The following is a 22,096-nucleotide window of genomic DNA, read 5'->3' as shown; positions in this document are numbered from 1 at the left end:
CGGGGGGCTCTGCGGCCGGCGCCAGCCGGCCGTGATCTCTCGGCGTCGCCTCAGCCGCCGCTCTGCTGCTTCCAGCTCATGTATTCCTGGATCGTGCGGCTGGCGATCGCCTCCATCGTGCCGGCGGGCACGGCCGCCCAGGGATCCTTTGCCGTCGCCTGTACGCTGTCTGCGCCCTGGATGCGGTGCAGGCGCGCGCCGGAGCTGTCGAGCACGTCCCAGACATAGGTGACGGTGGTGCCGTTGCCGTTGGCCATGGCCGAGAAATAGCCCTTGAGGATATGCCGGCTGGAGTTGTCGGAAGAGCTCTTGATCGTCAGGCCGCGCGCCCGCGCTTGCGCGCCGAGCTGGCGCGAGAGCGGCGTCACCGCTTCCACCGGCGCGCCGATGATCGGCAGGAAGCGGATGCTCTCGCCGGCGGCGGGGTTTACGGCCGCGGTCTGGGTCTGCGGCGCGGCGGGCTGCTGTGTTTGCGTTGCGGCTTGCTGCGGCTGGGGTTCTGCGGGCTGGCGGGGCGGCTGCCCGGTCGCCGGCGCGGCGTTGCCGGGCGAGGGGTCGTCGATGACGGTGCCGCCTTCGCCGCTCGCCACCGGGTTGGCATTGCCGTTCGAAAGCGCTGCGGCCTGTGATTCGAGGCTGCCGGACGAGCCCTGTTGAGGCGGCGCGCCCATCGCGCGCGCCTGCGCATTGCCGACGGGGCGGCTGTCGGCACTCATCTGGTCGAGGTCGCGCTGGGTCACCGGCGGCGACTGGGCGGCCGCGCCGCCCACGTCCATGGGGGGCGTCAGCGCATCCGTGCTGTTGCAGCCTCCCAGGAAAAGAAGACCGATCAGGGCCAGCCGTTGCCTCAGTTCGCGCATCCGTCTCACGTCCGCTGTCCGGAAAGTCGCATCATCCCTCCATTCACGGGGGATTTATGCGGTGCCGCGTCGCTGCGTGTCAATTCCCGGATTTTCCAGCGGGCCGATCGGCGGGATCAGGCCTCGATGAAATCCAGCCCGTAGCGCGACAATGCCTTCGGTTCGTCAGTCGTGGTCAGGTAGGTCTGGCCCAGCGTCATCGCGGTTCCGGTGTCGGAGTCCATGATGATCATGTGGATGAACAGCGACATGTCGGGCAGGATTTCCTGTGGATTGCCGATGTGGAACATCTGCTGCTCCATCCAGGAGGGCGAAAAGCGCGCGCCGAGCGAATAGCCGCAGGCGTTCAGCCGGTGCCGCGCCAGGCCGCGCTCGTCCATGATCCGCGCGTGGGTGTCGAACACCGTGCCGAAGGTATTGCCCGGCCGCAGCACCATCTCGATCGCCTGCATGGTCTCGCGGCAGGCGCTGTAGAGTTCGCGGTGGCGGTCGGTCGGGGTGCCGATGACGACGGTGCGCATCATCGCGGCGTGATAGTGCGCGCTGACGCCCGCCCATTCGAGCGTGAGCTGGTCCTGCGCGTCCAGGCGGCGCCGGCCGGACTTGTAGCGGCAGAGGAGCGCGTCCTCGCCGGAGCCGATGATGAACTCGTTGGCCGGGTAGTCGCCGCCGCCGGCCAGGACCGCCCCTTGCATGGCGGCGAGGATCGCCGCCTCGTCGCCGCCGGGGCCGATCAGCGGCAGGGCCGCGTCCAGCGCGTCGTCGGCAAGGGCGGCCGCCCGCTCGACATGGGTGATCTCGGCGGCGCTCTTGATCAGCCGCAGGCGGCCGACGAGATGCGAGGCGTCGACGAGTTCGCCGAAGCTCTGGAGCTGGTTGTCGAGCAGCTTGGCATTCTTGCCGGTCAGGCCGTGGGTGTCGTATTCGACGCCGATGCGGCAGCCGAGCAGGTCCATCTCCGACAGCAGGTTCTTCAGGTCCATCGCCGGATCGGCGTTCGCCCGGTCGACCCAGATCTCGATCTTCTCGATCGTCGAGGTCCGGCGCGCCTGGCGCAAGTCCGCGGAGCGCGTCAGAAGCACCATCTCGCCGTCGGCCCGCACCACCAGCGTCTGGAAGAAGCAGTAGCCGAAGGTGTCGTAGCCGGTCAGCCAGTACATGCTCTCCTGGGCGAAGAGCAGCATGGCGTCGAGTTTCTCTTCGCGCATCTTCGACGTCAGCCGTCGCAGCCGGTTGGCATATTCCTCGGTTTCGAAATGAAGGGCCATGCCTCGCTCCCTTGTTGTTTCTTGTCGGTATCGTTTCTTGTCTGTTCGTCAGCCGCTGATCATGATCGCCGAGATCTGGCGGCCGTAATCCGGCTCCTTGCGATGGACCGAACGGCGGTAGGAAAAGCAGTTCGTGTCCTGCGGATAGGTGCAGATGTCGAGGTTCTCCGCCTCGATGCCGGCCTCCGCCAGCCGCTTCAGGGTCAGCGCCGGCAGGTCGAACATGGCGTGGCCGGGCCGCTCTGATGGGGAGAAGAACGCGCCGTAAGAAGCGTCTGTTCCGACGAAGCGCTCGACGAATTCTGGGCCGACCTCATAGTTGCGCCGGCTGATCGAGGGGCCGAGGCAGGCGACGATGTCCTTCCGCGCGGCGCCGAGCGTCTCCATGGCGGCAATGGTGTTTTCCAGCACACCCGTCAGCGCGCCCTTCCAGCCGGCATGGGCGGCGCCGACGACGGCGGCCTTCGGATCGGCGAACAGGATCGGCCCGCAATCGGCGCTCAGCACGCCGAGCACGAGGCCCGGCGTGGCGGTGACGAGCGCATCGGCCTGCGGGCGCTGCCCGTCATAGCCGTCGTCGACGGCCGCGACGTCGGGGGAATGGATCTGGTGGACGGTCGCCAGGCGCCCGGGGTCGACGGCGAACCAGTTGCAGACGCGGGCGCGGTTCTCCACCACCCGGGCGCGCTCGTCGTTCGAGCCGAGGCCGACGTTGAGGCCGGCATAGATGCCTTCCGAGACGCCGCCAGCGCGGGTGAAATAGCCGTGGCGGACGGCATTTCCGGCAGCGCGCGAAACCAGCGGGGACTGAACGGGGGAAAGCACGGGCATCATCCTTCGTCGCTTCGTTGCGGCGCCCGGAGACCGGAAACCGTGGCGGGCATGCGGACGATGCGGCGTCCGATTCAAAACGGGGGCGATGTTGATCGCCGGTGATCGGGCTGTCAATCCGCGGGGCGGAACGGCGCGAGCGTCACCTCGCCGCGGGACACGGCCAGCACCTTGAACAGGTCGCCCATGTTTCCGGCGCCGGAGCCGGCCAGCCGTTCGACGTCGGCCACGATCTGGCGCTGCAGGTCCTCGTCGCGGCCGCGGCCGAGTGCTGCGGCCCGGTCGGCGAGCCCGAGCCCCATCAGGAAGTCGCCCTGGTGCAGCGGGCCATGCGTGCGCAGCCCACTGTCGCGGGCGACGGTCGCGAGCCGTTCGAAATCGACGTGACTTGTAAGGTCGGCCTCGCCCGGATGGGCGAGCGGCGGATCGAAGGCGTGGCGCAGAACCGCCTGCAGCGTGTCGCCGAAGCCGGTGACGACATGGCCGTAGTCGATCACGAGAGCCGTCCCGCCGCTCCGTCGCAGCCGCTCGCAGATCGCCGCCATCACCGCCTCGCGGGCCGGGGCGATCTCGAAGATCGCGCCGTTCGGCTGGGACCTGTGCCCCTCCGGCAGAAGGTCGGGATCGATGCCGGCGACGCCTGCGGCAAAGGTCAGTTCGCCCTCGGCATCAAGGCCGACCATGCGCTCGCGAAAGCCGGTCGGGGTGCGGACGAACTGCCGGATCGGGATCGCGTCGAAGAGCTCGTTGGCGGCCAGCAGCGTGAAGCCGTCCGGCACCTCGTCGAAGCTGTCGTGCCAGGCGATCCGCGCAGCGTGCGCACCGAGTGTCTGCCGCTGCACGTCCTTCAGCCGCGGGCTCGTTTCCACGAGATGGAAGGTCGCGCCGTCATGGAGCTGCGGGGCCAGCCGGGCGACGACGCGCATCATGTCGGCCATCATGGTGCCGCGGCCCGGGCCGATCTCGACGAAGCGGACGGTGGCCGGGGCGCCGTGCTTTTGCCAGGCGTTGACCATGAAGACTCCGAGCATCTCGCCGAAGAGCTGGCTGATCTCGGGGGCGGTGACGAAGTCGCCTTCGGTTCCGAAGGGTTCGCGGGTTTTGTAGTAGCCGTGCTCGGGATCGGCGAGGCAGAGCGAGAAATAGTCGGTGACGCTGATCGGGCCGTTGGTGCGGATCAGGGCACCGATCTTGCTGGCAAGGGGTGTCGACATGGCAGCCTCGGTCTCTCAGACGGCGGCAGGCCGGGCACGCAGCATCGCCCAGATGCCGAGCGCCAGCATCGGCAGCGACAGCAGCATGCCCATCGTCAGCCATCCGCCGAAGAGATAGCCGAGCTGGGCGTCGGGCTCGCGGAAGAACTCCACGAAGATGCGGCAGAGCGCATAGCCGGCCACGAACATGCCGGTGACGAGGCCCGGCCGCTTCAGCGCCTTGAAGGCGTAGATCGCGATCGCCAGCAGAGAGAGCAGGACGATGCCCTCCAGAGCCGCCTCGTAGAGCTGGCTCGGATGGCGGGCGAAGGGGCCGGCATTGGGGAAGACGAAGGCCCAGGGCGCGCCGGAGAGCTTGCCCCACAGCTCGCCGTTGACGAAATTGGCGATGCGGCCGAAGAACAGGCCGATCGGCACGACGGCGGCGACGATATCGAACAGGCTCCAGATGCGGATGCCGTGCCGGCGGGCAAAGAGGATCATGGCGATGGTGGTACCGGTGAAGCCGCCATGGAACGACATGCCGCCGTTCCAGATCTGGAAGGCGCGCAGCGGATCGTCGACGATCGCGGCGAAGTCGTAGAACAGGATATAGCCGATCCGCCCGCCGAGGATGACGCCGAGGGCCGCCCAGACGAGGAAATCGTCGAGTTGCGCCAGCGTCATCGGCGGCGTGTCCTTCGGCCAGAGATTGGCACGGGAGATCAGCCTGCGGGCGTAGAACCAGCCGAGCATGATGCCGACCACATAGGCGAGCCCGTACCAGTGGACGGCGACGGGGCCGATCGAGAACGCCACCGGGTCGATGTTCGGGAAGGCGATGACGGCGAAAAGTTCTGCTGCTGGGATCAAGGGCTCTCTGGTCCGGTTGGTTCGGGCGGAAGATGGCGTCCGGCCATGGGATGGTCAAGCGGATACTGCCGGGTCCATCGGTCGCACGGGGCCTCCGGCCGGCTCGTCCCCAAGCGATTCCGCTTGCATCGCCCGGTGGCACATCCTACCTCAGGAAAGGAGGCGGCGCTGGGCCGCGACACGTTTAAAGCCGAGGAGGCCGACCATGACCACCGGAACCAGTCGAATTCTCGATGACTTCGCCAAGCTGATGACCGACGCCGCCGGCGCGGCACAGGGTGTGCGCAAGGAAATGGAAACGGTCTTCCGCGCGCAGGCCGACCGTTTCCTGAACGGCATGGACCTGGTCAAGCGCGAAGAATTCGAGGCGGTGCGGGAGATGGCGGCGAAGGCGCGCGAGGAAAACGACGCGCTGCAGCAGCGCATCGAAGCGCTCGAGGCGAAGATCGCGACTGCGAAAAAATAGCCGGGCGGAGCCTCCGGCTCACGTTAGGGAAGGGCGGCCGCGGGAACCCCGCGCCGGCCTTCTTCTTTTTGAAGAAATTTTGGCCCTGTGGATAGCGTTAAAAAATCCTTATCGCAGAGTCACTTGAGGTGCCGGGCTGAATCTCTTTGGCAGCCACTGTCCACAACGGCGACGACAAAAAGGGGCGTGGGGGCTGGTCTCGGGACTCTGCCGTTATACACTGATTTTAAATGATGATTCGAGACGGCAACGCCAGCTTGGGGCAGGGTTAGTAAGTCAGACTCTGGCAGCGCAGCGAAATCATTCGGTTTTCTTCCGGAGTGGGTATCCGCGTTCTTGTGGTGCGTGGTCGCGATAGCGCATGCCTTCCGGTCAAAAGGGTGACGCATGAGCCTGATGGAATTGGAATTCGTACGGGAGCAGAATCCGGTCGACATGATCGAATTCGTCGCTGCAAACAACGACTGGTCGTTCGAGCGTTCCGGCGAAGACGAGATCGCGATGACGGTCGAGGGCAAGTGGAGCGATTACCACGTTTCCTTTTCCTGGATGGAAGAGTTCGAGGCGCTGCACCTTGCCTGCGCCTTCGACATCAAGGTGCCCGAAAGCCGTGTTAACGAGGTCATCAGGCTGCTGTCGCACATCAACGGCCAGGTGCTGATGGGCCATTTCGACCTGTGGCGGCATGAGGACGTGGTGATCTTCCGCCAGTCGCTGCTGCTTGCCGGCGGGGCCGAGCCGACGAACCGTCAGGTCGAGGTGCTGCTGTCGAGCGCGCTGGAGACCTGCGAGGCCTATTTCCAGGCCTTCCAGTTCGTCGTCTGGTCGGGAATGGAAGCGCAGGCCGCAGTCGATGCGGTGATGTTCGAGACGGTCGGGGTGGCTTAAGAAATGAGCGGTCAGGCAGCGGGTCCAGTCGTTCTTGTCGGTGCCGGCAACATGGGCGGGGCCATGCTCGCGGGCTGGCTCAAGAGCGGCGTGCCCGGCGCCTCGGTGCTGGTGATCGATCCCGGTCCGGCGCCGGCCATGCAGAAGCTGATTGCCGACAACGGCGTGCGCCACGTGACGGCGGCACCGGTCGGCATGGTGGCGGGAGTCCTCTTCGTCGCGGTCAAGCCGCAGGTCATGGATATCGTGCTGCCGCCGCTGAAGGGGCTGGTCGGGCCGGAAACGGTGGTGGTTTCGGTCGCCGCCGGAAAGACCCTCGGCAATCTCGAAGCCCACCTCGGGCAGGCGGCCATGGTCCGGGCGATGCCGAACACGCCGGCGATGATCGGCCGGGGCGTTACCGGCGCCTTTGCGAACGGCCGCGTCAGCGCGGACCAGCGCGAGCAGGTCCATGCCCTGCTCAAGGTTAGCGGCCCGGTCGAATGGGTCGACAGCGAAGCCGACATCGATGCGGTCACCGCCCTTTCGGGAAGCGGCCCGGCCTATGTCTTCTATCTCGTGGAGTGCATGGCGGAGGCAGGCCGCAAAGCCGGCCTGCAGGCGGACCTCGCCATGCGTCTTGCGCGGGAAACCGTCTCGGGGGCTGGCGAACTTCTTCACCAGTCCCCCGACGACGCCTCGAAACTGCGCCAGAACGTCACCTCGCCGGGCGGCACCACGGCAGCCGCACTCGCCGTCCTGATGGACAAGGACGGCATGCAGCCGCTGTTCGACCGGGCGATCGCGGCCGCCCGCAAGCGCGCCGAGGACCTCGCCGGCTGACGACTGCGCGGGCGGGCGGGGCTACCGCCCGGTTTCCATGCGCAAAGGCCGATCGCGCTTCAGCCCTTTCATTTTGCCCATGTCGTCGTCGCAAAACCGCTTCACACTTTTGCGCGACATGCGCTAACCCTTGACGACAACCTCGTGGTTGTCCCTGCCGGGACAGCCTTGGCGTCTTGCCTCTTGCATTCACGGAGCATCCCATGTCCGAGACGATTTCCTTTGCCGATTTCGAACGGGTCGATATTCGCGTCGGCACGATCGTCGAGGCCGCCGAGTTTCCGGAGGCCCGCAAGCCGGCCTACAAGCTGACGATCGATTTCGGACCGGAGATCGGGCTGAAGAAGTCCTCGGCGCAGATCACCGTCCACTACGCGCCGGAGAGCCTGGTCGGGCGGCAGGTGCTGGGTGTCGTCAACTTCCCGCCGCGGCAGATCGGCCCGGTCCGCTCGGAAGTGCTGACGCTGGGCTTTGCCGACGAGGCCGGCGCCATCGTGCTCGCCGCCGCCGAGCGCCCGGTGCCGAACGGGGCAAGGCTCTGCTGAACGTGACGTGGTAGTTGAAGCGTGATTAATTCCCGTATACGTTGATTTAGAGAGATGTACGGGAGTCATGCATGCCTGACGCGCAAGGTCGAACTACTGAACTTGAAATTTCTGAAGCTGTCCTGAAAATTCTAGAAGGTCTCCCCAGCGGAAGAGCAACTTTTCGTCAGTTGATACGTGCAATTCCCGGCCAACTGAGATTGACCAATGCAGATCAGGTTCTGTCTCCGACTCGACCTAATGAGTATATTTGGGAGCAGAGGGTTCGAAACATTTCTTCGCATCGGCGTGCTGAAGGCAATTTTATATCTGAAGGATATCTGATCAAGGTTAATGGTGGTCTTCAGATTACTGAAGCAGGTCGTCGTAGAGTGCTAAGCCGACACTAGAAATGTACTGCCTTGTATCCGGGTCTAAGCCATTTAATTTCAGAGCGAGCGGGAGCGTTAACGTCCCATACAAACCACGCATACGCGGTGGTGCCGTTTCCCTTGACGGTAACTCCCGCAGGGTAAAAGGTAATGCGTTCGCTGAAAATCCAAACACGACTAGGGGGGATTGATGAGAATATTGTATTAGCCCGATTTACGCCTTCCAGAAATGCCAATCTAAGCAAAAGAGCGAATTTCTTCTTGGCTAGCTTTGTTCCTTTATGAATAAACTTCTCTGCACTATTGTACGGTGGGTTTGTGATAATGTTATCGAAATTTCTATCTTGGATAGTGAAATCAATTCCAGTTTCTCCGTAACCTCTATCATATAAGTCTGAGCTGTATACATTTGAATATCGGGTCTCCAAGACCTTTGACATGGCGCCGTCGCCGCATGCGCATTCCCAGATGCTTCCTTCAAATACTTCATTATCTAAAAGGGCGGCGGTCGCCCAAGCTGGTGTTGGAAAGAAATCAGGTCCGCTTAAGTCGGCAAACCTTTTCATGGTTGGCTTGAATGCTCCATTTAGGTAGTAAGTGTCGTCCATGAAATGTATTTCCTGTAGAACTGTTGATGCATTCTCGATCGCTGAATTGCGATTCTATCCTAATATTCATATAGATATAAGTCGAACTCGTAGAGTTTTAACGATACGCTAGGATATTTCTATGCCGGGATCCGCACCGTCGCCCTGAGGCCGCCGAGCGGGCTGTCGGAGAGGGTGACGTTGCCGCCGTGGCTGCGGGCGATATCGCGGGCGATCGCAAGGCCGAGGCCCGTGCCGGAGGAATCGAGGTTGCGGGCCTCGTCGAGGCGGAAGAACGGCTTGAACACGTCGTCGCGCGAACGCTCGGGGATGCCGGGGCCGTCGTCGTCGACGACGATCGTCAGCCACTTGGCGCTGTGGCGGGCCTGGATCTGCACCTTGCCGGCATAGCGCAGCGCGTTGGAGACGATGTTGCCGACGAGCCGCGAAAACGCGTTCGGCCGCACCATGATCTCGTCCTCGCCCTCGATTGTGCTGGTCAGTTCCTTGTTGTGGAGCTCCGCCTCCATCTCGAACTTGTCGAAGAGGTTGGAAAGGCGAAGATGGCCGACATCCTCCTCGGCCTCGCCGCGGGCGAAGGACAGGTAGCCCTCCAGCATGCTCTGCATGTCCTCGACGTCCTTGTTCAGCCCGTCGAGGTCCGGGTTCTTGCCGGCGAGCGCCAGTTGCAGCTTGAAGCGGGTGAGGATCGTGCGCAGGTCGTGGCTGACGCCGGTCAGCATCGCCGTGCGCTGCTCCATCTGCCGCTCGATGCGCTCGCGCATCAGCATGAAGGCGAGGCCGGCGCGGCGCACCTCGTCGGCCCCGCGCGGCGCGAAGTCCTCCGGCATCTTCTGCCCCTTGCCGAAGCTCTCGGCCGCGTGCGCCAGCGACAGGATCGGGCGGATCTGGCCGCGCAGGAACAGGATCGAGATCGTCAGTAGCACGAGCGAGGCGCCGACCATCCAGACGAGGAAGATGTGGGTGTTGGAGGCGTAGGTGTGGTTGCGGCGGGCATAGACGCGCAGCGTCTTGTCCTGGTCGACGAGGATGCGGATCTCGACAAGGTCGCTGTCGCCGAGCGTGTCGATCCAGAAGGGGAGCCTGATCTGCTTAGTGATCTGGGCGCTGAGGATATGGTCAAGGATGTTGAAGAACGGCTTCGGCTGCGGCGGGGGCAGTTCGTTGCCCTTCTCGATGGCGATGTTGAGGTTCATCCGGTCGCGGGCGATGCGGACGATCTCGGCATTGGCGCTGCCGTCGGGGAAGGTGTCGATCAGGTCGATGATCGCGGCGATGTCGCGCGTGACCGCCATCGACAGCCGCTCCGTGACCAACTGCCAGTGGCGCTCCATGAAGACGAAGGCGACGACCGACTGCAGCAGCACCATCGGGATGATGATGATGAGCAGCGAACGCGTGTAGAGCCCGGTCGGCAACCGCCTGCGCAGCCACTTCACGAAGCTACGCCAGCCTGCCAGCGGTGTCCGCTCGATTTCGCGTCTGAAGGTTTCGAAGGCTGTCATGTCGCGGTTCGCCGTTTCAATTTCCTGGCCGGCCTGTGCCGGCTACTCGATGCTCAGCCGGTAGCCGATGCCGCGCACCGTCTGCAGCCAGACGGGATTGGTCGGGTCGTCCTCGATCTTTCGCCGCAGGCGGTTGATCTGCACGTCGATCGTCCGCTCGCCGACGTCTGTCTCCTCGCCGATCAGTTCGTGGCGCGGGATGGTCTCGCCGGCGCGCAGCGAAAAGAGCAGCATGATCTCCTGCTCGCGATCGGTCAGCCGGATCGGATCGCCGCCGCGCTTGAGCTCCTTGCGCACGATAGAGAAGGTGTATGGCCCGAACATGACCTGCTCGATCTTCGGGGCTGCGGGCTGGGCGTTGCGCTTGAGGATGTTGTTGACGCGCAGCACCAGTTCGCGCGGCTCGAAGGGCTTGGCGAGGTAGTCGTCGGCGCCGGCCTCCAGTCCCTCGATGCGCGCCGTCGTCTCCGTCAGCGCCGTCAGCATGATGATCGGTATGTTGCGGATCGCGCGCAGGCTCTCCGTCAGTTGCAGGCCGGTTTCGCCCGGCATCATCACGTCCATCACGATCAGGTCGAAATCGAGGCCTTCCAGCCGCCGGCGAGCCTCGTCGGCATCGCCGGCGACGGTGACGCGAAAGCCTTCACCCGCCAGATAGCGGCTGAGGAGTTCGCGGATGCGCTTGTCGTCGTCGACGATCAGGAGGTGGGCGGCGTCGTCGGAGGGCCTGTCTTGCATCGTCATTTCCGTCTGTCCCGGTTACTCTTGGCGCGCGTTCTGCATCCCGGCGAGGAAACGCGTCACGGCCTTGCGGTCTTCCGCGCTCATGCCCTCGAAGGCGCGCTCGATGCGCACCTGCTGCGGCTGCGCCAGCGCCAGCGCCAGGTCGCGGCCGGATCGCGTCGGATACAGCTTGCGCTGCCTGCGGTCCTCCGGGCCGGCCATCTGGCGAATATAGCCCGAATCGATCAGTTGTTTCAAAACCCGTGCAAGGCTTTGCTTGGTGATCTTGAGCGTTTCGAGCAGGTCGGCCACCGTCAGCCCCGGCTCGCGGTTGACGAAGTGGACGACGCGATGGTGGGCGCGCCCGAAGCCGCTGCTCTCCAGGATGGCGTCGGGATCGGAGATGAAGTCCCGATAGGCGAAGAAGAAGCCCTCGATGATCTCGAAGTCGATGCCGCCTTCGTCGGTCAAAGGCTGGTCGCAGAACTCGGTCGTCGCCTTGCGTTCCGAAGTCATTCGTCCCACGCGGTCATTTCCTTTCCTCGCAGCAGCACTTCGCGCAACTTCCGTAAAAATATGTCAGCGTTGTTGACATATTTTTACACTCTTGGTAGGCGTTGTCCACAACTTGCCGACGGCCCCTCGCATCCGTCGCGCCGAAGGCGTTCTTCCGTTCTCACCGGCGCTTCCGGCACCTTGGCAAGGCGGTATCATGCCTGTTTCTGGTTAGACCGTATCGGGCAGCAAAATCAACATCAAGAACGGTCCTTCGGGCCGGGAGGAAGCATCATGGCGGTTGCCTTCGATCAAATGGAAGGCCAGATCTGGTTCAACGGCGAATTCGTCGCATGGGCGGACGCGAAGATCCACGTGCTGACGCACGGGCTGCACTATGCCAGTGCCGTGTTCGAGGGCGAGCGCGCCTATGGCGGGCGCATCTTCAAGCTGACGGAGCACAACCGGCGTCTGCACCGGTCCGCCGAGGTCCTGGGCTTCAAGATTCCCTATTCGGTCGAGGAACTGGATGCGGCAAGCGTCGAGCTTCTAAAGCGGCAGGGCTTCTCTGAGGCCTATGTGCGGCCGATCGCCTGGCGGGGCTCGGAGATGATGGGCGTCTCGGCGCAAGCGAACCGGATCAACGTCGCCATCGCCATCTGGCAGTGGGGCAGCTACTTCAACCCGGCCGAGAAGCTGAAGGGCATCCGCCTCGACATCGCCGAGTACCGCAGGCCCGATCCGAGGACGGCGCCGTGCGAATCCAAGGCCGCCGGGCTCTACATGATCTGCACCATCTCCAAGCATGCCGCCGAGGCCAAGGGCTATGCGGATGCAATGATGCTCGACTATCGCGGCCAGGTGGCCGAGGCGACCGGGGCCAACATCTTCTTCGTCAAGGACGGCGTCATCCACACGCCGACGCCGGACTGCTTCCTGAACGGCATCACCCGCCAGACGGTCATCGAGCTCGCCGGGCGCCGCGGCTACCAGGTGGTCGAGCGGGCGATCCTGCCGGAGGAACTCGCCGGCTTCAGCGAATGCTTCCTGACCGGCTCGGCCGCCGAAGTGACGCCGGTATCGGAGATCGGCCCCTACCGCTTCACGCCCGGCACGATCTGCGAGACGCTGATGAACGACTACATGGCCGAGGTCCATCCGGTCGCAGCGGCGGCGGAATAGGGCGGATTGAAAAGGCGGCACGTTCCAGCCGCCTTTTCACGGGTCTGATGTGTTCGGTCGATCCGGGCCTCAGGCCTGCTTGCGGCCGAACAGGCTGCCTGCGATCGCCTGCAGTACGCCGCCGCCGATCAGGCCGCCCAGCGCATTGGCGACGAGCACGGACAGGCCGGCCTCGCCGCCCACCGCCTGCAGCAGCAGGCCGCCGCCGACACCGCCGATCGCACCCACGATCGTGCGCACGATGACGCTGGTCGCCTGCTGTTTCAGCATGGCGCCAACGGCGTTGCCGCCGACCGCGCCGCTGATGAGCTGTGTGATGAGTGGCATCAATGCTTCCATGTGCAGTCCCCCCGTTCGGGTCGTGCCGGAAGCGCGTCGAGACCTTCCGGCAACGAACACGTGAAGCTGGCCGGCGCCCTCCCGAGCGGCCGAATCGCCAGTGCCGATACCCTCGGCGCGCATATGGTGGTTGCGAAATTGCAAGCTGTCAATTTTTCAGTGTTTTTCGGCACGGCGGCCAGCTGGCAGTCGCCCCGGCCGGAAACGCCGCGCAGATGCCCGGGGTAGGCCCGGGCATGGCGGGGGAAGGGAGGCTGGGGCCGCGCCTCTATTCGGCGGCGTCGTTGAAGACGCCGCGGCGGATCTGGTCCTCCTCGATCGATTCGAACAGGGCCTTGAAGTTGCCCTCGCCGAAACCCTCGTCACCCTTGCGCTGGATGAACTCGAAGAAGATCGGTCCGATGACGGTCTTCGAGAAGATCTGCAGCAGGATCTTCGTCGTGCCGCCGTCGATCACGCCTTCGCCGTCGATCAGGATGCCGTGCTTCTTCAGCCGGTGCAGCGGTTCGTCGTGGTCGTGGACGCGCTCCTGCGACTTCTCGTAGTAGGTCTCCGGCGGGCCGGGCATGAATTTCAGGCCGTTCCCCGCCAGCCGGTCGGTGGCATCGTAGATCTCGTCGGTGCCGACGGCGATGTGCTGGATGCCCTCGCCGTTATACTTGCGCAGATATTCCTCGATCTGGCTGCGGTCGTCGGTCGATTCGTTCAGCGGGATGCGGATCTTGCCGCAGGGCGAGGTGATCGCCCGCGAAACCAGCCCGCTCATCTTGCCGGCGATGTCGAAGAAGTGGATCTGCCGGAAATTGAACAGTTCGCGGTAGAACGCCCACCACTTGTCCATGTTGCCGCGGAAGACGTTGTGGGTCAGGTGGTCGAGATAGTAGAAGCCGACGCCGGCAGGCTTCGGGTCGGGCTCGCCGGTCCAGTCGAACTCGGCGTCGTAGGCCGATCCCTTTTCGCCGTAGCGGTCGATGAAATAGAGCAGCGACCCGCCGATGCCGACGATCGCCGGTGCGTCGATGCACTTGTCGGTGCCGGTATATTCCTCCGCCCCCATCGACACGGCGTGCTTCAGGGCATGGCCGGCATCGACGACGCGCCAGGCCATCGAGGGCGCGCAGGGGCCGTGCTTTTCGACGAAGCGCTCGGCAAACGAACCCTTCTCGGCATTCAGCACGTAGTTGATGTCGCCCTGGCGCCATACGGAGATGTCCTTCGTCCGGTGCCGCGCCACTTCCGCATAACCCATGCGGGCGAAGAGTTCGCGCAGCTTCTCCGGCTCGGAATGGGCGAATTCCACGAATTCGAAGCCATCGGTTCCGGCCGGGTTCTCGGTGCTGATCACAGCCGGCGGTGCGTCGTGCGGGAACGGTCCCATGGCATTCTCCTCCTCGAATTCCCTGATGAAACGCAAGTATGCGCCGACCGCGGCGCATGATGTTTGCAAAGTCGGTGGTCAATCGAGCCGATGTGACGTATTCTTGCATGATATGTGGAGATGGAGACGAAGTCGTGCATCTGGACGCATTCGACCGAAAATTGCTGGCGCTTTTGCAACGGGATGCGCGCCTGACCAACAGCGAAATCTCCGAGCGCATCAACCTGTCGCCGTCGCAATGCTCGCGGCGGCGTGCGCGGCTGGAGGAGGAGGGCATCATCCGGGCCTACCGGGCCGAACTCGACCGCGAGAAGCTCGACCTCGGCATCGTCATCATCGTGACGGTGACGCTCGCCACCCACAATCGCGACAACGCCCAGCGCTTCGCCCGGCTCATCTCCAGCCTTCCGGAGGTGCTGGAGGCGTTTTCGCTGACGGGCGAGATGGACTACATCATCAAGGTGGTGGTGCCGAATCTGAAGGCGCTTTCGGCTTTTGTGAACGACGTGCTCCTGCCGCACGAATCCGTCTCGCACGTGAAGACGGCGATCGTGCTCGACACGCTGAAGGAGACGACGGCGCTTCCCGTCTGAGCGCACCGAATAGATTGTCGTGCCTGTCCGTGTTTCCAGCGGAACAGAATGGCCCGGATCGTCGTTGTAGGTTGCAATCAAACAATCAGGCACCGTCATCGGGTCGAAGGAACAGGGTAATGGAAAATCAGATGCCTGCAGATGGCGGCACCGTCGCGGTCCGGCTGCGCGCCGTGGTCTATGCCTACGCTCTCGCCAACATCGCCGTCGCGGCCCTGCTGCTGTCGACGGTGACGCCCGCGCCGACCGCCATTGCCGGCCAGGATGCGCCGGTCCAGCAGGTCGCCAGCGCGCGCTGAATTCACTTCCCACGCCCGGTCCCGTGTGCGGTCTTGCCATTGACCGTGGCATCCCGGGCCGGGAGCGGCTATATGCGGGGTCGGCACCACTTCCCAGCGAGGACCCCATGGGCATGCTTCAGGCGGGCATCATCCCCGTCACCCCCTTCCAGCAGAACTGCACGATCCTGTTCGACATGGACACAAAGGAAGGCGTCATCGTCGATCCGGGCGGAGACGTCGAGGCGATCGTCGAGGTGGTGCAGAAGAACGGGATTGCGCTGAAGGCCATCTGGCTGACGCATGGCCATCTCGATCACGCCGGCGGGGCGAAGGAGCTCAAGGAAGCGCTCGGCCTCGACATCATCGGCCCGCACAAGGACGACCTGCCGTTGCTGGAACGCATGGAGACGCAGGCCGAGAAATTCGGAGTCGCGATGAAGGTGCAGAACGTTGTTCCCGACCGCTGGCTTGAAGATGGCGACCGCGTCTCCTTCGGCGAACACGCGTTCGAGGTCTACCACACGCCCGGCCATGCGCCGGGTCACGTCATCTTCTTCAACCGCAAGCAGAATTTCGCCCATCTCGGCGACGTGCTGTTCCGCGGCTCGGTCGGGCGCACCGACCTGCCGGGCGGCGACGAAAAGGTGCTGCTCGCCTCGATCCGCGACAAGGTGCTGCCGCTCGGCGACGATGTCGGCTTCATCTGCGGCCATGGCCCGGGCGGCAAGATCGGCGAGGAGCGGCTGACCAACCCCTTCCTGCGCGGTCTCTGAACTCCGCCGCAAGGTGCAAAATTAAAAGGCGGATGGTTTCCCATCCGCCTTTTTCCTGCGTGCAGCCGTGCCTGCCTCAGCCGGCGACGCAGAAGTGCTCCCGCCCGTCATAGCCGACGAAGGTGCCGGAGCGGGGATTGAACGAGCGATAGGTGCTTTCGCAGTAGTCGTACCAGGCCGGGCTCCAGGGCTCGAGGGTGCCGACGACGACCCGTTCGCGGTAGACGCGGCGAACCGGGCGGTATTCCGGCTCGACATAGACGCGGCGGGGGGGCGCGCGGTAGTAGCCGTCGTCGTAGCGCGGGGTGTTGGCGATCGCGCTGCCGACGATCACGCCGGTGACGAGGCCGGCGGCGCCAGCTGCCCAGGCGGCATCGTTGTTGTGGTGGCGGCCGTGGCGCCAGTGGCCGCGATCGCCTGCCTCGGCGGCTCCGAAGGAGGAGAGCGTTGTCGCTGCCACTGCAAATGCCAGCACGGCCGACTTCAGGTATCTGTTCATCTCATTCGTCCCTGGTTCCGGTCGCGAACCTGCGACCATCCGATAGCGGCGATCCTAGGGAGATCCGAATGAACGGGCGCTGAACGGCGCCGGGCAAAAAAAAAACCCGGCAGGATGCCGGGTCGCAATGGTCTTGGTTGAAGATCGCCTCAGCCGGCGATCTGCAGGTTCACCGCCTTGGGGCCTTTGCCGCGGCGGTCGGGTTCCGTCTCGAAGCTTACCTTCTGGTTCTCGGAGAGTCCGTTCAGGCCGGAAGCCTGTACGGCAGAGATGTGTACGAAGATATCCGCACCACCATTGTCGGGCTTGATGAAACCGAAGCCCTTTTCGGTGTTGAAGAATTTTACAGTGCCAGTTTCGGCCATGCGTCAGGTCCTTTTCTCTCTGCCCGGTAGTTTGGCGGCGGGCAGCATTTCGGTTTGCCCCCGAAGGGGCGTGAGGCAGGCAGTTCCGATGTGAGGAAAGGGTCCTGTTTTACCGCAGCCAGCCAAGCGCTGTTCCTCATGGAACTTATCAGCACGGCTGCCCGGATTTTTATCGCGTCTCCGGCGCGCTATTATTGAAGGTCTTCCCATGTCCGCAAATTGCCCGAACAGGGCAAGAGTGCTGTGTTTATCATTAATTGGCAAGCAAAAGTTTCGAACACTTCGTGAACCGCTCCGGTTCGGCGTCTTTCCGGCGGTTGGGGCAATAGACTTGCAGCATTCCGGAACAGTTTCGCAGGCATCATAGCAACTATATTGAGCATGCTGCCCAATAACCCGGCCGGGGGACAGCAAAGCGCAGAGAGGCCTGGTTCACATGTTCAAGAAGGGGGCGAACTATGCCGCTTTGCCCCGCTTTTCCTTGGTCTTCTCCAGTTCCGGTACAGGTCCGATCGCAAGCATCGCGGCGAAAAAGATCGTGCGGTCGGCCGATCCGGCACCGGAATGCTGTCGCTCATCGGAAATACATCGAACAGGGAGGCAGACAGGGCCTCTCCCGCCGGGACGAAGCCGGGGCGATTTTCGATAGACGTCGGGGCAGGGGCGTGTCGCTATTGCGAGGAGGGGAGCCTGGAGACGCGCAGCAGGGCGCCGTCGTCCTCGTCCGTCAGCAGCAGGATCGCGCCGTCGGGGGCGACCTTGACGTCGCGCAGCCGGCCGAAGGCGCCGTCCAGCATGCGCTCCTCGCTGTGGATGACGCCGGCCTCGTCGCGTTCCAGCCGGACGAGCGTCTGGTATTTCAGCGCCGCCACGAGCAGGTCGCCGTCCCATTCGGGGAACATCGGGCCGCGATAGACGGCAACGGCGCCGGGCGCGATGGAGGGATCCCAGTAGTAGGCCGGCTGCTCGTAGCCGTCCCTTGCCGTGCCCTTGCCGATCTCGGCGCCGGAATAGTCCTTGCCGTAGCTGATGACCGGCCAGCCGTAGTTGCGGCCCGGCTGCGGCAGGTTGATCTCGTCGCCGCCGCGCGCGCCGTGCTCGGCGGTCACGAGCGTTCCGTCCTTCGGATCGATGGCGATGCCCTGCGGATTGCGGTGGCCCTTCGACCAGATCTCCGGCAGCCCGCCCGCGTGCCCCGCATGGGGATTGCTGGCGGGGATGCCGCCGTTGGCGGCAATGTGCAGGATCGCGCCGGCGTGGTCGCGCGGGTCCTGCGCCCGGTCGGGCTCGCCGCGGTCGCCGGTGCCGAAGAACAGGCTGCCGTCGGCGGCGATCGCGATGCGCGCGCCGAAGTTCTCGCCGTTCGGCGTCGCCCTGTTCATCGTGAAGATGCGCCGCACGTCCTCCAGGCTCTTCTCGTCGGCTGAAAGCCGGGCGCGCGTGACCGCCGTGCCCGTACCGTCCTGCCCGGGGGCGCTGTGGGTGAGGAAGAGGATGCGGCTCGTCGCAAAATCGGGCGCGATGGCCACGTCGAGCAAGCCGCCCTGGTCCTGCGCCACCACCTGCGGGACGCCGCGGATCGGGGCGGAAAGCTGCCCGTTGCGGACGATGCGCAGGTTGCCCTCGCGCTCGGTGACGATGTAGGCGCCGTCCGGCAGGACCTCGACCGCCCAGGGATGCTTCAGCCCCGTTGCGATCGGCTCGACGGCAAGCGGCACCTTGCTGGTGGGAAACTCCTGCGGCGCGGCGGACACTGTGGCGCCGAGACCGGCTGCCAGCAGCAGCGTTGCCGAGAGCTGCATCGTCAGGCGCGCAAGGTCGATCGGTCGGCCGGCGGTCTCAGGAAACTCTGCTCGGTCAGGCGGGTGCATCGGCGATCCTTCCTCCATCCGCCACATAACTGAAGCCATAGTCATGCGTTTTCAAGAGGGCGGCGGACGCGGGAACCGAGGTGCAGGGGTGCCCCGGGATCCTGCGTCCGTCGACTGGAGGAAGAGGCACGCGTCAGGCCTCGCTGCTGCGGCTTGTGTCGCCGGCGTGCACGGATTCGGTGGCCCGTCCGGCCAGCTGGCCGACGCCGGCAACGACGATCAGCGCGCCGAGACCGAGTGCGGTTGCGAGACGCCGGTCGAACGAGGCCGCATCGTCGTCCTTCGCGCCGGTCATCGCAGTCGTGGTGATCCTGTCGAGCCCGTCCGGCAGGGCCGGAGCGGAGATGGCGGTCCGTCCGGCGTGGCCGACCGTCCCGATGGCGGCGGGGTCGAGCGAAGGATGCGTATCGCCCAGCATGCCGACGACGAGGCTGCGTTCGTCGCCGAGGGCTGCGGCGTTGGCGACGTTCATCAGGCCGACGAACATCAGGACGCAGGCCGCGAGCGCCGTCAGCGTGATGTAGAGGACCGCCCGGCCTTCGCGCCGGCGATGGTTGCGGATTGCCTTCTCGTCGTCGATGAACATATCCCACCCCTTTGTCTTTCGCTGCCGGGCTTGTCTCCCTGTTGGCTGCAAGAAGGCACGCCGAAGTCGGCGTCAGGGGGACTGAAATGCGGCGCCGCCCGACAGTTGTTGTGGTGAAAACGTGGCGGTTGCGGAAAGGTCGGCCCACGCGCGGTGCGGGACGTACAGACGGGTCCCGACGGAACGTCATTGGCAACGGCTGCGGGGCCGGGCGGCCCGTCGCCGGTCAGCCCGTGCGGCGGCCGAAGCGGGGTGCCGCCCTGTGGGCTCGCGCCTCGTGCGCGGCAGGGGCGGGCGAGGCCGGCTGTTCCTCGGGAAAGTCCCGCTCGAAGGAGGTGGGCGTGACCTGCGGCCGGGCGAGCAGGTAGCCCTGCATCAACGGCATGCCGATCTCGCGGCAGAATTCCGCCTGCCAGGGCTCCTCGATGTTGGTGACGATCGGGCGGATGCCCTCGCGCTCGAGGCGGGCGACCACCACCCGCATGAGGCCCGAGCCTGTGGAGCCCTCGGCAAAGCGCTTCACCCAGATCGGATCGAATTTCAGAAGGTCCGGCGACAGTCGGGCAAGCCGGGCGATGTCCTCGTCGGTCGCCGCATATTCGTCGATGGCGACAAGGAAGTTCGCGTCGTGGAGCTGTCTTGCGAACTGGGCGAGCGTGTCCGGGTCGTCGTCCGGCCATTCGCGGATCTCGCAGGCGATCCTGGCCGGCGCCATGCCGGCCTCGTGGGCGGCAAGGCGCATGCGATCGACTTCCTGGCGGATCGCATGCGGCGACTGGAACAGGCCCGGCTGGGAGTTGACGAGCAGCGTCACGTCCTTGCGGGCGAGCTGGCCGGTATTGAGGATATGCAGGCTGCGGCAGAGGCTGTCGACCATCGGCCGGTCCTCTTCCGGGACCAGCGCAAAGAAGTCCGCCGGCGGCACCAGCGCGCCGTCGCAACTGGCGCGCACCAGGCCCTCGACCGCCTCGAGTTCGAGCCGGCCATCGGAGGTTTCTCGCAGGATGGGCTGCAGTGCCGACTGGAGGATGTAGTGGCCGTAGCGTGCCGTCGTCGTTCCGTCGGCGTCCCTGTCTATGTTTGCAAATATGCTGCGTTCGATCATGTGTGTCTTCCGGCACGCCGATAATGCCGGGCGGCCTTCCCGAAACTACCGCCGCAGGCCTTAACCCGCGCTTAAGGTTTCCGCTAAAATGCCGGGGTTATGCAATCATTCGTTGCATATCGGATCAAGATCGCCCCAGGAGCCGACCCATCGGTCTGCCTTATGGCGTCCATGAAACTTATTCATCCGGGGGGCGGATACGGCCTGCCGGCGTGTTTTTGCCTTGTCGCGTCTTGCCAGAGCGTTGCAGTTTGGCCATAGACCTATCCGCCTGGGGGCCGCTTTTGCGCGGCCCGTGGCCCTACGCTGTCTTTGAACCCTAAAACGGACAATCGACCATGGCCTTTCTTGCCGACGCCCTTTCCCGTGTGAAGCCTTCCGCCACCATCGCCGTCTCGCAGAAAGCGCGCGAACTGAAAGCCAAGGGCCGCGACGTGATCGGCCTGGGTGCCGGCGAGCCGGACTTCGACACGCCCGACAACATCAAGCAGGCGGCGATCGAGGCGATCAATCGCGGCGAGACGAAGTACACGCCCGTCTCGGGCATTCCCGAGCTGCGCGAGGCGATCGTCAGGAAGTTCAAGCGCGAGAACAACCTCGACTACACCGCCGCCCAGACGATCGTCGGCACCGGCGGAAAGCAGATTCTTTTCAACGCCTTCATGGCGACGCTGAATGCGGGCGATGAAGTCGTCATCCCCACCCCCTACTGGGTCTCCTATCCGGAAATGGTGGCGCTGTGCGGCGGCACGCCCGTCTTCGTCGCCACCACGCAGGAGAACAAGTTCAAGCTGACGCCGGAAGACCTCGACCGCGCGATCACGCCGAAGACCAAGTGGTTCATCTTCAACTCGCCCTCCAACCCGTCGGGGGCCGCCTATTCGCATGACGAGCTGAAGGCGCTGACGGACGTGCTCCTGAAGCATCCGAACGTCTGGATCCTGACGGACGACATGTACGAGCACCTGACCTATGGCGACTTCAAGTTCGCCACCCCGGTCGAGGTCGAGCCGACGCTCTACGACCGCACGCTGACGATGAACGGCGTCTCCAAGGCCTATGCGATGACCGGCTGGCGCATCGGCTATGCCGCAGGCCCGCTCGCGCTGATCAAGGCGATGGACATGATCCAGGGCCAGCAGACCTCGGGCGCCTGCTCTATCGCGCAATGGGCCGCCGTCGAGGCGCTGAACGGCACGCAGGATTTCATCCCCGAGAACAAGAAGATCTTCGAGGGGCGCCGCGACCTCGTCGTCTCCATGCTCAACCAGGCCAAGGGCATCGAGTGCCCTTCTCCGGAAGGCGCCTTCTACGTCTATCCCTCGTGCAAGGGACTGATCGGCAAGACGGCGCCGTCGGGCAAGGTGATCGAGACCGACGAGGACTTCGTTTCCGAGCTTCTGGAAGCCGAAGGCGTCGCTGTCGTGCACGGCTCGGCCTTCGGCCTCGGTCCGAACTTCCGCATCTCCTATGCGACCTCCGAGGCGCTGCTGGAAGAGGCCTGCAAGCGCATCCAGCGCTTCTGCGCGGCCTGCAAGTAAGCGGCCCTCAGCCAGCTCAGGCATTTGCAAAACCCGCCAGCGATGGCGGGTTTTGTCGTTTCTGGCACGCGCGTGCCTCTTCAAGTCGTTCCGGAAGTGATTCCGGTCGTCGGCCCAAGATGTTGTAATATCTGC

General features: G+C 64.5%; 25 protein-coding genes. 9 read left to right on the top strand and 16 right to left on the bottom strand.

The annotated features are described in order from the left end of the window. Window positions 1-50 precede the first annotated feature (50 nt). The 5 genes from OCK02_RS17680 to lgt form a co-directional block, all read right to left on the bottom strand. Entirely contained in the window at window positions 51-860 is an 810-nt protein-coding gene (locus OCK02_RS17680; protein WP_263814281.1) for a hypothetical protein, read from the bottom strand. A gap of 116 nt (window positions 861-976) precedes the next feature. Beyond that, window positions 977-2,128: a M24 family metallopeptidase gene (locus tag OCK02_RS17675; protein WP_263814169.1), complete on the bottom strand. Its 1,152-nt coding sequence runs from the start codon at window positions 2,126-2,128 to the stop codon at window positions 977-979. A gap of 48 nt (window positions 2,129-2,176) precedes the next feature. Next, the gene (pgeF, locus tag OCK02_RS17670) at window positions 2,177-2,962 is read right to left on the bottom strand and encodes a peptidoglycan editing factor PgeF (protein WP_412178857.1); all 786 of its coding nucleotides are present in this window, start codon (window positions 2,960-2,962) and stop codon (window positions 2,177-2,179) included. A 110-nt stretch (window positions 2,963-3,072) separates the two neighbouring features. Next, window positions 3,073-4,173, bottom strand: coding sequence for a class I SAM-dependent methyltransferase (locus tag OCK02_RS17665; RefSeq protein WP_263814167.1), 1,101 nt, complete (start codon window positions 4,171-4,173; stop codon window positions 3,073-3,075). Window positions 4,174-4,188: 15 nt separating this feature from the next. Continuing rightward, window positions 4,189-5,025, bottom strand: a complete 837-nt coding sequence (gene lgt / locus OCK02_RS17660) for a prolipoprotein diacylglyceryl transferase (RefSeq protein ID WP_263814166.1) — start codon at window positions 5,023-5,025, stop codon at window positions 4,189-4,191. 205 nt (window positions 5,026-5,230) lie between these two features. On the opposite strand from lgt, the gene OCK02_RS17655 reads away from it, so the two are divergent. The 4 genes from OCK02_RS17655 to OCK02_RS17640 all read left to right on the top strand — a co-directional run bounded on the left by OCK02_RS17655 (window position 5,231) and on the right by OCK02_RS17640 (window position 7,746). After that, complete coding sequence (locus tag OCK02_RS17655) at window positions 5,231-5,491, top strand: accessory factor UbiK family protein (RefSeq protein ID WP_230808153.1); 261 nt, start codon at window positions 5,231-5,233, stop codon at window positions 5,489-5,491. A gap of 387 nt (window positions 5,492-5,878) precedes the next feature. Continuing rightward, window positions 5,879-6,379 (top strand): YbjN domain-containing protein, encoded by a 501-nt coding sequence (locus OCK02_RS17650; RefSeq protein WP_230808154.1) that lies wholly within the window; start codon window positions 5,879-5,881, stop codon window positions 6,377-6,379. Between the two features lie 3 nt (window positions 6,380-6,382). Next, window positions 6,383-7,201: a pyrroline-5-carboxylate reductase gene (gene proC / locus OCK02_RS17645; protein WP_263814165.1), complete on the top strand. Its 819-nt coding sequence runs from the start codon at window positions 6,383-6,385 to the stop codon at window positions 7,199-7,201. A 203-nt stretch (window positions 7,202-7,404) separates the two neighbouring features. Beyond that, window positions 7,405-7,746 (top strand): tRNA-binding protein, encoded by a 342-nt coding sequence (locus tag OCK02_RS17640; RefSeq protein ID WP_230808156.1) that lies wholly within the window; start codon window positions 7,405-7,407, stop codon window positions 7,744-7,746. A gap of 385 nt (window positions 7,747-8,131) precedes the next feature. Here the strand turns inward: OCK02_RS17640 and OCK02_RS17635 are convergent, their stop codons facing one another. The 4 genes from OCK02_RS17635 to OCK02_RS17620 form a co-directional block, all read right to left on the bottom strand. After that, window positions 8,132-8,725 (bottom strand): hypothetical protein, encoded by a 594-nt coding sequence (locus tag OCK02_RS17635; RefSeq protein ID WP_263814164.1) that lies wholly within the window; start codon window positions 8,723-8,725, stop codon window positions 8,132-8,134. 119 nt (window positions 8,726-8,844) lie between these two features. Next, window positions 8,845-10,230 (bottom strand): ATP-binding protein, encoded by a 1,386-nt coding sequence (locus OCK02_RS17630; RefSeq protein ID WP_263814163.1) that lies wholly within the window; start codon window positions 10,228-10,230, stop codon window positions 8,845-8,847. 42 nt (window positions 10,231-10,272) lie between these two features. Beyond that, a complete protein-coding gene (locus OCK02_RS17625) occupies window positions 10,273-10,968 on the bottom strand; it encodes a response regulator (protein WP_263814162.1) in 696 nt (231 codons plus the stop codon). Between the two features lie 21 nt (window positions 10,969-10,989). After that, on the bottom strand, window positions 10,990-11,469 hold the full coding sequence (locus tag OCK02_RS17620; protein WP_230808222.1) for a MarR family winged helix-turn-helix transcriptional regulator: 480 nt from the start codon (window positions 11,467-11,469) through the stop codon (window positions 10,990-10,992). 270 nt (window positions 11,470-11,739) lie between these two features. Between OCK02_RS17620 and OCK02_RS17615 the strand changes: the two genes are divergently transcribed. After that, a complete protein-coding gene (locus OCK02_RS17615; RefSeq protein WP_263814280.1) occupies window positions 11,740-12,630 on the top strand; it encodes a branched-chain amino acid aminotransferase in 891 nt (296 codons plus the stop codon). A 69-nt stretch (window positions 12,631-12,699) separates the two neighbouring features. Here the strand turns inward: OCK02_RS17615 and OCK02_RS17610 are convergent, their stop codons facing one another. Further along, complete coding sequence (locus tag OCK02_RS17610; protein ID WP_230808160.1) at window positions 12,700-12,969, bottom strand: hypothetical protein; 270 nt, start codon at window positions 12,967-12,969, stop codon at window positions 12,700-12,702. A gap of 268 nt (window positions 12,970-13,237) precedes the next feature. Next, window positions 13,238-14,347, bottom strand: coding sequence for a 4-hydroxyphenylpyruvate dioxygenase (gene hppD / locus OCK02_RS17605; protein WP_263814161.1), 1,110 nt, complete (start codon window positions 14,345-14,347; stop codon window positions 13,238-13,240). Between the two features lie 107 nt (window positions 14,348-14,454). On the opposite strand from hppD, the gene OCK02_RS17600 reads away from it, so the two are divergent. The 3 genes from OCK02_RS17600 (at window position 14,455) to OCK02_RS17590 (ending at window position 15,994) form a co-directional block, all read left to right on the top strand. After that, on the top strand, window positions 14,455-14,940 hold the full coding sequence (locus tag OCK02_RS17600; protein ID WP_263814160.1) for an Lrp/AsnC family transcriptional regulator: 486 nt from the start codon (window positions 14,455-14,457) through the stop codon (window positions 14,938-14,940). Window positions 14,941-15,071: 131 nt separating this feature from the next. Continuing rightward, window positions 15,072-15,239, top strand: coding sequence for a hypothetical protein (locus tag OCK02_RS17595; RefSeq protein ID WP_263814159.1), 168 nt, complete (start codon window positions 15,072-15,074; stop codon window positions 15,237-15,239). A gap of 113 nt (window positions 15,240-15,352) precedes the next feature. After that, window positions 15,353-15,994, top strand: coding sequence for an MBL fold metallo-hydrolase (locus tag OCK02_RS17590; RefSeq protein ID WP_263814279.1), 642 nt, complete (start codon window positions 15,353-15,355; stop codon window positions 15,992-15,994). A 76-nt stretch (window positions 15,995-16,070) separates the two neighbouring features. Here OCK02_RS17590 and OCK02_RS17585 read toward each other — a convergent pair whose 3' ends face one another. From OCK02_RS17585 to OCK02_RS17565, 5 genes are all read right to left on the bottom strand, one after another. After that, the gene (locus tag OCK02_RS17585; RefSeq protein ID WP_230808164.1) at window positions 16,071-16,493 is read right to left on the bottom strand and encodes a BA14K family protein; all 423 of its coding nucleotides are present in this window, start codon (window positions 16,491-16,493) and stop codon (window positions 16,071-16,073) included. Between the two features lie 149 nt (window positions 16,494-16,642). Then, entirely contained in the window at window positions 16,643-16,858 is a 216-nt protein-coding gene (locus OCK02_RS17580) for a cold-shock protein (protein WP_097142268.1), read from the bottom strand. 671 nt (window positions 16,859-17,529) lie between these two features. Next, on the bottom strand, window positions 17,530-18,660 hold the full coding sequence (locus OCK02_RS17575; RefSeq protein ID WP_263814278.1) for a PQQ-dependent sugar dehydrogenase: 1,131 nt from the start codon (window positions 18,658-18,660) through the stop codon (window positions 17,530-17,532). A 202-nt stretch (window positions 18,661-18,862) separates the two neighbouring features. Next, window positions 18,863-19,315 (bottom strand): hypothetical protein, encoded by a 453-nt coding sequence (locus OCK02_RS17570; RefSeq protein ID WP_263814158.1) that lies wholly within the window; start codon window positions 19,313-19,315, stop codon window positions 18,863-18,865. 226 nt (window positions 19,316-19,541) lie between these two features. Further along, a complete protein-coding gene (locus tag OCK02_RS17565) occupies window positions 19,542-20,420 on the bottom strand; it encodes an EAL domain-containing protein (RefSeq protein WP_263814157.1) in 879 nt (292 codons plus the stop codon). A 338-nt stretch (window positions 20,421-20,758) separates the two neighbouring features. Here OCK02_RS17565 and OCK02_RS17560 point away from each other — a divergent pair, with 338 nt between their 5' ends. Beyond that, window positions 20,759-21,961 carry a pyridoxal phosphate-dependent aminotransferase gene (locus OCK02_RS17560; protein ID WP_263814156.1) on the top strand — a complete coding sequence of 401 codons (1,203 nt, stop codon included), beginning with the start codon at window positions 20,759-20,761 and terminating at the stop codon, window positions 21,959-21,961. Window positions 21,962-22,096 lie beyond the last annotated feature (135 nt).

The sequence above is a fragment of the Rhizobium sp. TRM96647 genome (assembly GCF_025780115.1).
Classification (GTDB): domain Bacteria; phylum Pseudomonadota; class Alphaproteobacteria; order Rhizobiales; family Rhizobiaceae; genus Mycoplana.
Note: the sequence above shows the minus strand (reverse complement) of the source record. Positions and strands in the feature narration are given on the sequence as shown.

Bases quoted from the DNA above. Each gene is read 5' to 3' on its own strand.
- OCK02_RS17680 (WP_263814281.1), bottom strand. From the start codon at position 860: ATGCGCGAACTGAGGCAACGGCTGGCCCTGATCGGTCTTCTTTTCCTG.
- OCK02_RS17675 (WP_263814169.1), bottom strand. From the start codon at position 2,128: ATGGCCCTTCATTTCGAAACCGAGGAATATGCCAACCGGCTGCGACGG.
- pgeF (WP_412178857.1), bottom strand. From the start codon at position 2,962: ATGATGCCCGTGCTTTCCCCCGTTCAGTCCCCGCTGGTTTCGCGCGCT.
- OCK02_RS17665 (WP_263814167.1), bottom strand. From the start codon at position 4,173: ATGTCGACACCCCTTGCCAGCAAGATCGGTGCCCTGATCCGCACCAAC.
- OCK02_RS17655 (WP_230808153.1), top strand. From the start codon at position 5,231: ATGACCACCGGAACCAGTCGAATTCTCGATGACTTCGCCAAGCTGATG.
- OCK02_RS17650 (WP_230808154.1), top strand. From the start codon at position 5,879: ATGAGCCTGATGGAATTGGAATTCGTACGGGAGCAGAATCCGGTCGAC.
- proC (WP_263814165.1), top strand. From the start codon at position 6,383: ATGAGCGGTCAGGCAGCGGGTCCAGTCGTTCTTGTCGGTGCCGGCAAC.
- OCK02_RS17640 (WP_230808156.1), top strand. From the start codon at position 7,405: ATGTCCGAGACGATTTCCTTTGCCGATTTCGAACGGGTCGATATTCGC.
- OCK02_RS17635 (WP_263814164.1), bottom strand. From the start codon at position 8,725: ATGGACGACACTTACTACCTAAATGGAGCATTCAAGCCAACCATGAAA.
- OCK02_RS17630 (WP_263814163.1), bottom strand. From the start codon at position 10,230: ATGACAGCCTTCGAAACCTTCAGACGCGAAATCGAGCGGACACCGCTG.
- OCK02_RS17625 (WP_263814162.1), bottom strand. From the start codon at position 10,968: ATGCAAGACAGGCCCTCCGACGACGCCGCCCACCTCCTGATCGTCGAC.
- OCK02_RS17620 (WP_230808222.1), bottom strand. From the start codon at position 11,469: ATGACTTCGGAACGCAAGGCGACGACCGAGTTCTGCGACCAGCCTTTG.
- OCK02_RS17610 (WP_230808160.1), bottom strand. From the start codon at position 12,969: ATGGAAGCATTGATGCCACTCATCACACAGCTCATCAGCGGCGCGGTC.
- hppD (WP_263814161.1), bottom strand. From the start codon at position 14,347: ATGGGACCGTTCCCGCACGACGCACCGCCGGCTGTGATCAGCACCGAG.
- OCK02_RS17600 (WP_263814160.1), top strand. From the start codon at position 14,455: ATGATATGTGGAGATGGAGACGAAGTCGTGCATCTGGACGCATTCGAC.
- OCK02_RS17595 (WP_263814159.1), top strand. From the start codon at position 15,072: ATGCCTGCAGATGGCGGCACCGTCGCGGTCCGGCTGCGCGCCGTGGTC.
- OCK02_RS17590 (WP_263814279.1), top strand. From the start codon at position 15,353: ATGCTTCAGGCGGGCATCATCCCCGTCACCCCCTTCCAGCAGAACTGC.
- OCK02_RS17585 (WP_230808164.1), bottom strand. From the start codon at position 16,493: ATGAACAGATACCTGAAGTCGGCCGTGCTGGCATTTGCAGTGGCAGCG.
- OCK02_RS17580 (WP_097142268.1), bottom strand. From the start codon at position 16,858: ATGGCCGAAACTGGCACTGTAAAATTCTTCAACACCGAAAAGGGCTTC.
- OCK02_RS17575 (WP_263814278.1), bottom strand. From the start codon at position 18,660: ATGCAGCTCTCGGCAACGCTGCTGCTGGCAGCCGGTCTCGGCGCCACA.
- OCK02_RS17570 (WP_263814158.1), bottom strand. From the start codon at position 19,315: ATGTTCATCGACGACGAGAAGGCAATCCGCAACCATCGCCGGCGCGAA.
- OCK02_RS17565 (WP_263814157.1), bottom strand. From the start codon at position 20,420: ATGATCGAACGCAGCATATTTGCAAACATAGACAGGGACGCCGACGGA.
- OCK02_RS17560 (WP_263814156.1), top strand. From the start codon at position 20,759: ATGGCCTTTCTTGCCGACGCCCTTTCCCGTGTGAAGCCTTCCGCCACC.